This window comes from Hoylesella timonensis S9-PR14 (assembly GCF_000762405.1).
In the GTDB taxonomy this organism is placed as follows: Bacteria; Bacteroidota; Bacteroidia; order Bacteroidales; family Bacteroidaceae; genus Prevotella; species Prevotella timonensis_A.
In genome coordinates this window covers 1-6,066 of sequence record NZ_JRPQ01000127.1, presented here as the reverse complement: position 1 = coordinate 6,066, position 6,066 = coordinate 1, and the positions used below count along the sequence as shown (strand labels likewise).

Here is a 6,066-nt window from a genome sequence, read left to right as displayed (position 1 = left end):
ACCAACGACCCCGAGATTACAAATCACGTGCTCTGGCCAACTGAGCTAAAGAGGCGGGTGGGCAAGCTACTCTTATCGCGCCGCTACAACCTAATACCCTTGCTGCGTTCCCACCCTGGGGGATTCAAAGGGAGCTGGCCGTAAAAGACTTGCCCATTTTCTTAGCGAATGCAAAGGTAAGAAAAGGATTTGAATACCGCAAATTTTCTATTATATATTTTTTCAACGGCAATTTCATTTAATGAGCGCAGAGTTTGTTGTCAAAAACAATCATGTCCTTTTGTATTAACAACAAATTGAACCAATAGAACAAATCCAATTGTTGCAATCAATGAAGCGAAAATTGTAGAAAATATCTCTGCCAAAGAATTGTATAAAAATTGGACTTACGTACAATTGCGGAGCGAAGCCCCAAACAAGATGTATAGCCCAAGATATTGTGCAGCAGATGTTACGAGCAAAGACGGGGCGAAGCTGTAAATAATTTTGGGAGGTCACATTTGAGCAAGGACGGGGCGAAGCCCCAATAGGAACATAGCCCAGAGCAACGCTCTGGGTATGGATGTATAAACAAACTGGCGCGCTGTAAGCGCAAAAGGAAAAGGATTGCATGCCCATACATCAACAAAATTGTATGCAGTCGGCACACTTTTTCCTTCCTTTTGCTCTTTCAGAGCGCAAAATAGATGGTCAACTGTACCCAGAGCGNTGCTCTGGGCTANATTCTTTTTGGGCTTTCAGCCCGTCNTTGCTAAAATGCAATAGTCCGTACTTGCTAATATGCAATCAACCGCACTTGTTGAAATACAATGAACACGATTGAAGATAATACCTGCGACGTGGCATTGTGCAACAGCGACGATAATGGGCAAGGACGGGGCGAAGTCGCAAATAGTTTGAGAGATTACATTTGAACATAGACGGGGCAAAGCCCCAACAAGCGCAAAGTCCTATCTACAACAAATTAGAGAGAACTTTATTCAACAAATTAGAGAGACGAAATCATAATAAGCAATCCGCATACAGGTTACGCCCCGAAGGGGCAACAGCTCATAGCCCAAGGCAACGCCTTGCGGTTGAGAATCGTTGAGAGAATAACGTCCTGTAAGGACAAAAGCATTTGATAGTTATTGCATCGCACACTTGCTTTTGCCCCTGTAGGGCGTACACCTTAGCACAAGTTTACCCAGAGCGTTGCTCTGGGCTGTACGCTTATTGGGCTTTCAGCCCGTCCTTGCTAAAATGCAATAGTCCATCTTTGTTGAAATACAATGAACTCAATTATAGATAACACCGCCGTCAGAATATTGTATAGCGGTTGGGCTTACGTACAATTGCGGAGCGAAGCCCCAACAGGTGTATATCACTGGATATTGTGTGCAGGAGATGTTACGAGCGAAGGCGGGGCGAAGCTGCAAATATTTTTGGGAGTTTACATTTGAGCAATGACGGGGCGAAGCCCCAATAGGAATATAGCCCAGAGCAACGCTCTGGGTATGGATGTAAAAACTAACTGGCGCGCTGTAAGCGCAAAAGGAAAAGGATTGCATACCCATAATCAACAAAATTCTTTGCAGTCAGCACACTTCCTCCTTCCTTTTGCTCTTTCAGAGCGCAAAAAATAGTTGGTCAACTGTACCCAGAGCGTTGCTCTGGGCTANGTTCTTTTTGGGCTTTCAGCCCGTCNTTGCTAAAATGCAATAGTCCGTACTTGCTAATATGCAATCAACCGCACTTGTTGAAATGCAATGAACACGATTGAAGATAATACCAGCAACGTGGCATTGTGCAACAGCGACGATAATGAGCAAGGACGGGGCAAAGCTGAAAATAATTTGGGAGATTACATTTGAGCAAAGGCGGGGCGAAGCCGTAACGGGAACATCGTCCAAGATAACCCTTATATGCTACCAGACATATAAGTGTTATTTGTTAGTGTGAAAGACTGCTAATATTGGATGCTTACGTTTCAGCGAGGAACAGACGGACAAACTCATACACGGCCACACAATCAACTATAGCTGTTGGCTCCACTCCAATGAGTACAGGCGGAATGCCCTTGTCAATTACGTAACAGCAGAAATAATAAAGGATGACAAACGCAACTTATTCCTGCTAATCAACCAGAAGCCCATTGCCCAGTGGTTTCGTGAGCAATTCTGCATAGGACGGGAACAGCGGAGAGGATTGAGAATTTGAGTGTCAATGCTTAATCTGTGAAGCCTCGCCAGCCGACTATTGTCGGGGTGAGGCTCCGCAGTTATTTTACTTAGAATTGAGATCACTTAATCGCTGATTAGCGGTTTTCTTCCCGCAAGTAGGTCTTATTGGGGATTATCGCAGTCGTAAAGTCGGAAAGTTTGCGCACCTTATAGCCAGTAGATACCTCCTTTACTACAACAACTTTTTCGCCTTCAAACAGGTGAGTCATTTCGCCTTCTCTTTCATTCTCGTACATGGTTTCCAGAAACCCAATCGCATCGTGCTGGTTCTCTACGGCAGAGTTGACCATCCTTTTCGCTGCTGCCTCTGTCGCAGGTGCATAGTAGTTTTCGGTTACCACATACACGGTCTTGCCATCAACCTTGATACCGCCACCTTCACACGCCCCGTATGCGATAAATGCAATGATGAATATCACAATCGTGGTGATAATTTTTCCTTTAAGACTTAACTCTTCTGATGGAGCGTTCTTTTGGTTTGGCGTTGGCTTCGGTTTCACCTTTGGGGCTTTCCACAGAATGTTTTTGTCATTTTCAAAGTTTTGGTTACACTGACTGCAATGTAATCGTTTGTCATTTTTGTACTCTTCAGGCACAGAAAGCGTCGCTCCGCAGTGAGGGCAATTTACGTATGTCATAATAAAACTGTTTTTTTAATAGATTGGTTGTAACGTTGCAAAGAAGTCATAGACACGGGGATTGATGTCGTTGGTGTACAGATAGCCTGTGCTACCGTTGATGACAAGAATACCGTTGGCATCGTTGTCGAAATTCGGGATGAAGAATATTTCCGAACCGGCTTTCAGTGTAAAGGTCTGCTCATTGCGCACATCATGGAACAGGTAATCCTTGCTGCGCTTGATTTTCTTACGGATGCACGTATGCTGCTGGAAGAACTGCTCTTGATAGTAATTCTTTAGCACATACTGACCGTTCGACAGATTTTTCTCTAAAACCCACGTATGGTTGTTATCGCCAGTGCCAGTCTCTCGCCACTTGCCGACGCTTTCCGTCTTTGGCTCTTCCTTCTTAGGCTGCTCCTCTGAGGCTACAGGCTTGCTCTTACCGAGAATGGCTTCCCGTTGTTCTGCAGACAAAGGCGTCGCCTCTTCTACACTGTCAACAGTCTCCTCGACAACCGTTTCCATATCGGACGGTTGCGGCTCGCTTTGGCGGTATTTCATAATGACGAAAAACAGAAATGATGCAACGACAATACCAATAAGCCACATTACCTTCTTGTATGTCTTGTCGCTGATATCTTTATCGTCAGACTTTTTAGCGAGGCCTACACCTTTTTCCGTATCTGACATCTGCGTTGCCTTTATCTTCCCATCCACAAGTGGTAATGCTGTAGGTTCATCTTCTACGACCCTTGTTGCAACGCCAACTACTTTTGGAACAACTGCATTTCTTTTGGGCGTTTTCGGCTTGAAAGGCTCGCTTTGAGGAGAAAAGATGGTTTTCTTGGCATACACCTCGCCACTTTCCATGTCGCCCGTGGTAATTTTGAAATTCCGCAACTTCTCCACCTCATAAATATCGCGCAAAATATCTACACATTTCTCGGTGGCTTTTTCGACATCGGTGCCGAAATCAATGGCATACATCCTTGCCCCGAAGTCCTTGACCTCCCGAAATTCGCCGAAGTCGCTCCTTGCCTTGAAGCGCTCCAATTGTTGTTTCTGCTCCTTCATGCTGAACGAGAAACAGAGTGCAATCATTGGGTCAAACTCCTTGTCGATGTCGTTTTGTGCCCGTTCGGGAAACACCTCCTCCCCCGTTCGCTCGTTGACGATGACCGACGGATGCATCAAATGCATCACTGTCTCATTCTTCACCATAATCTCCGTGCAGATGTTCTTGTAGTAGTCCTGCTCGGCCAGATTCCTCTGTAGTTGTTCGCATAGAACATTTTTTGCCTTCTCCAACATGATATTCTTTTTTGAACATTAATCCTATTCTTTTGGCGGAATGGACACTGACCTTAGGACATAAAGAAAGCGCAGACCCGCCATACGTCACTCGGGCTCTGCACTGCCCCTAACATCTTATGGAGAAGCCTGCGCTTATTACAGCGCACACTCCTTAGATGTTAGGATTGCTCTTAATCGTTGTCGAGGTGCAGATTCGAGTGACGAAGTTGAGCATCTATGTCATGCCTCTTTCGAGAACACGGTTCGAAAATACAAAAAAGCAGGCACTTTATGCCATGTTTCATCAAAAAACTAATCAAAATCTTGCAAAATTCAAGAAAAACATTAAATTTTCAGTCGAAAAGAAGAAGATTCTCGGATAAGACAGTCCGAAATCTGCGAGTAATCGAGTGTCATGAAAGCGTGCTTTCAAATGACCGAGTGAGAGCAGATTATCTAATCAAACGATAACAGAACCCGTCGGCATCCCGTAGAACTGCTGGCGGGTCACCTTTTATATATAACAAGCAATGAGCAATCAGAAGCCACGCACTATAGAGGAACAAATGTGCAGCAGATGTCACAAGCAAGGACGGGCAAAGCTGCAAATATTTTTGGGAGTTTATATTTGAGCAAAGACGGGGCGAAGCCCCAACAAGAACATCGTCCAAGATATTGTGCAGCAAATGTTACGAGCAAAGGCGGGGCGAAGTTACAAATATTTTTGGGAGATTACATTTGAGCAAAGACGGGGCGAAGCCGTAACGGGAACATCGTCCAAGATAATGTGCAGCAGATGTTACAAGCAAGGACGGGGCGAAGCCCCAACAAGAATACAGCCCAGAGCAACGCTCTGGGTATGGATGTAAAAACAAACTGGTGCGCTGTAAGCGCAAAAGGATAAAAGAATCCATACCCATACATCAACAAAATTGTTTGTAGTCGGCACACTTTCTCCTTCCTTTTGTTCTTTCAGAACGCAAAAAGAGTCAGCAAGCGATGACTTAACAGCCTGAACCGTCAATGTTGCAGGCAGGTGCATCAGACGCATTGCTCGAAAGTCCTGCCTCTTCGGGACGGAGTGTAACGGTGCCATCCTCCAAAACAAAACATGGAATGCCAGCCGCTCCACAGCGTTTCGCCTCATCAAAGACGGGATTGGTGTCGCGCAAATGCAAAAATTGTTTTAACAACGATACATGTTCGCCAATGTCTATTACTTGGTAACGACTGTCGCCCGCTACCTGACGGTCTACTGCCACACAATCGGGGCAGGACTTCATTCCGTAAATCTTAATCATGGGGTGAGTTTGTGAGTTTGTAAGTTTGTGAGTTTTTGAGTTTTTAGTTGATGAGATTGTGAGATTGTAAGTTATTGAGTTTGTGAGTTATTGAGTTTTTAAGTTCGTAAGCTAATGAGTTCGTAAACTAATGGGTTCGCAAGTTCCAACCTAATGCTTGCAAATCTTGGTTTCATCTACCGTAAATTGATTGGAGGATGCGGGCATGAACTTGCCACGAGCTTCGAGAAAGTCAACCAATTGTGCGGCTGTCATGCCTTCTGCCGAACAGGTGTGAAAACGTTCCGCCTCGCCAAACTTGTTGATAATTGCCTTTACCAACGCTTCTTTACTTTCGTATGTGTTGCCTGCCATCATGTGCAGGACTTCATGTCCATGAGCCATAGTGAGTTATTGAGTTTGTGAGTTAATGAGTTTTGAGTTTGTGAGTTGATGAGTTAATGAGTTAATGAGTTTTGAATCTTGATAAACCTTTTAATGCGAACATCTATACCATGCGGTACACCGTCTATAAAAGGCAAAAAGGTGTCGCCTACCATAGAGACGCCACCCTTTCATATCTAAAAACTTTCGAGCCTCTTGTCGGATTCGAACCAACGACCCCGAGATTACAAATCACGTGCTCTG

At 44.8% G+C, this 6,066-nt stretch carries 5 protein-coding genes; 1 reads left to right on the top strand and 4 read right to left on the bottom strand.

What is annotated here, in order from left to right; all coding sequences use genetic code 11:
* Positions 1 to 1,271 precede the first annotated feature (1,271 nt).
* Complete coding sequence (locus HMPREF9304_RS14465; RefSeq protein WP_156104797.1) at positions 1,272 to 1,442, top strand: hypothetical protein; 171 nt, start codon at positions 1,272 to 1,274, stop codon at positions 1,440 to 1,442.
* Positions 1,443 to 2,296: 854 nt separating this feature from the next.
* Here HMPREF9304_RS14465 and HMPREF9304_RS08010 read toward each other — a convergent pair.
* From HMPREF9304_RS08010 to HMPREF9304_RS07990, 4 genes are all read right to left on the bottom strand, one after another.
* The gene (locus tag HMPREF9304_RS08010) at positions 2,297 to 2,860 is read right to left on the bottom strand and encodes a hypothetical protein (RefSeq protein WP_156104796.1); all 564 of its coding nucleotides are present in this window, start codon (positions 2,858 to 2,860) and stop codon (positions 2,297 to 2,299) included.
* Positions 2,861 to 2,875: 15 nt separating this feature from the next.
* A complete protein-coding gene (locus HMPREF9304_RS08005) occupies positions 2,876 to 4,156 on the bottom strand; it encodes a chromo domain-containing protein (RefSeq protein WP_036928115.1) in 1,281 nt (426 codons plus the stop codon).
* A 986-nt stretch (positions 4,157 to 5,142) separates the two neighbouring features.
* On the bottom strand, positions 5,143 to 5,439 hold the full coding sequence (locus HMPREF9304_RS07995) for a hypothetical protein (RefSeq protein WP_008125463.1): 297 nt from the start codon (positions 5,437 to 5,439) through the stop codon (positions 5,143 to 5,145).
* 150 nt (positions 5,440 to 5,589) lie between these two features.
* Entirely contained in the window at positions 5,590 to 5,823 is a 234-nt protein-coding gene (locus HMPREF9304_RS07990; protein ID WP_008125461.1) for a YecH family metal-binding protein, read from the bottom strand.
* Positions 5,824 to 6,066: the final 243 nt, after the last annotated feature.

Coding starts and splice junctions, on each gene's coding strand:
- HMPREF9304_RS14465 (WP_156104797.1), top strand. CDS start 1,272: ATGAACTCAATTATAGATAACACCGCCGTCAGAATATTGTATAGCGGT.
- HMPREF9304_RS08010 (WP_156104796.1), bottom strand. CDS start 2,860: ATGACATACGTAAATTGCCCTCACTGCGGAGCGACGCTTTCTGTGCCT.
- HMPREF9304_RS08005 (WP_036928115.1), bottom strand. CDS start 4,156: ATGTTGGAGAAGGCAAAAAATGTTCTATGCGAACAACTACAGAGGAAT.
- HMPREF9304_RS07995 (WP_008125463.1), bottom strand. CDS start 5,439: ATGATTAAGATTTACGGAATGAAGTCCTGCCCCGATTGTGTGGCAGTA.
- HMPREF9304_RS07990 (WP_008125461.1), bottom strand. CDS start 5,823: ATGGCTCATGGACATGAAGTCCTGCACATGATGGCAGGCAACACATAC.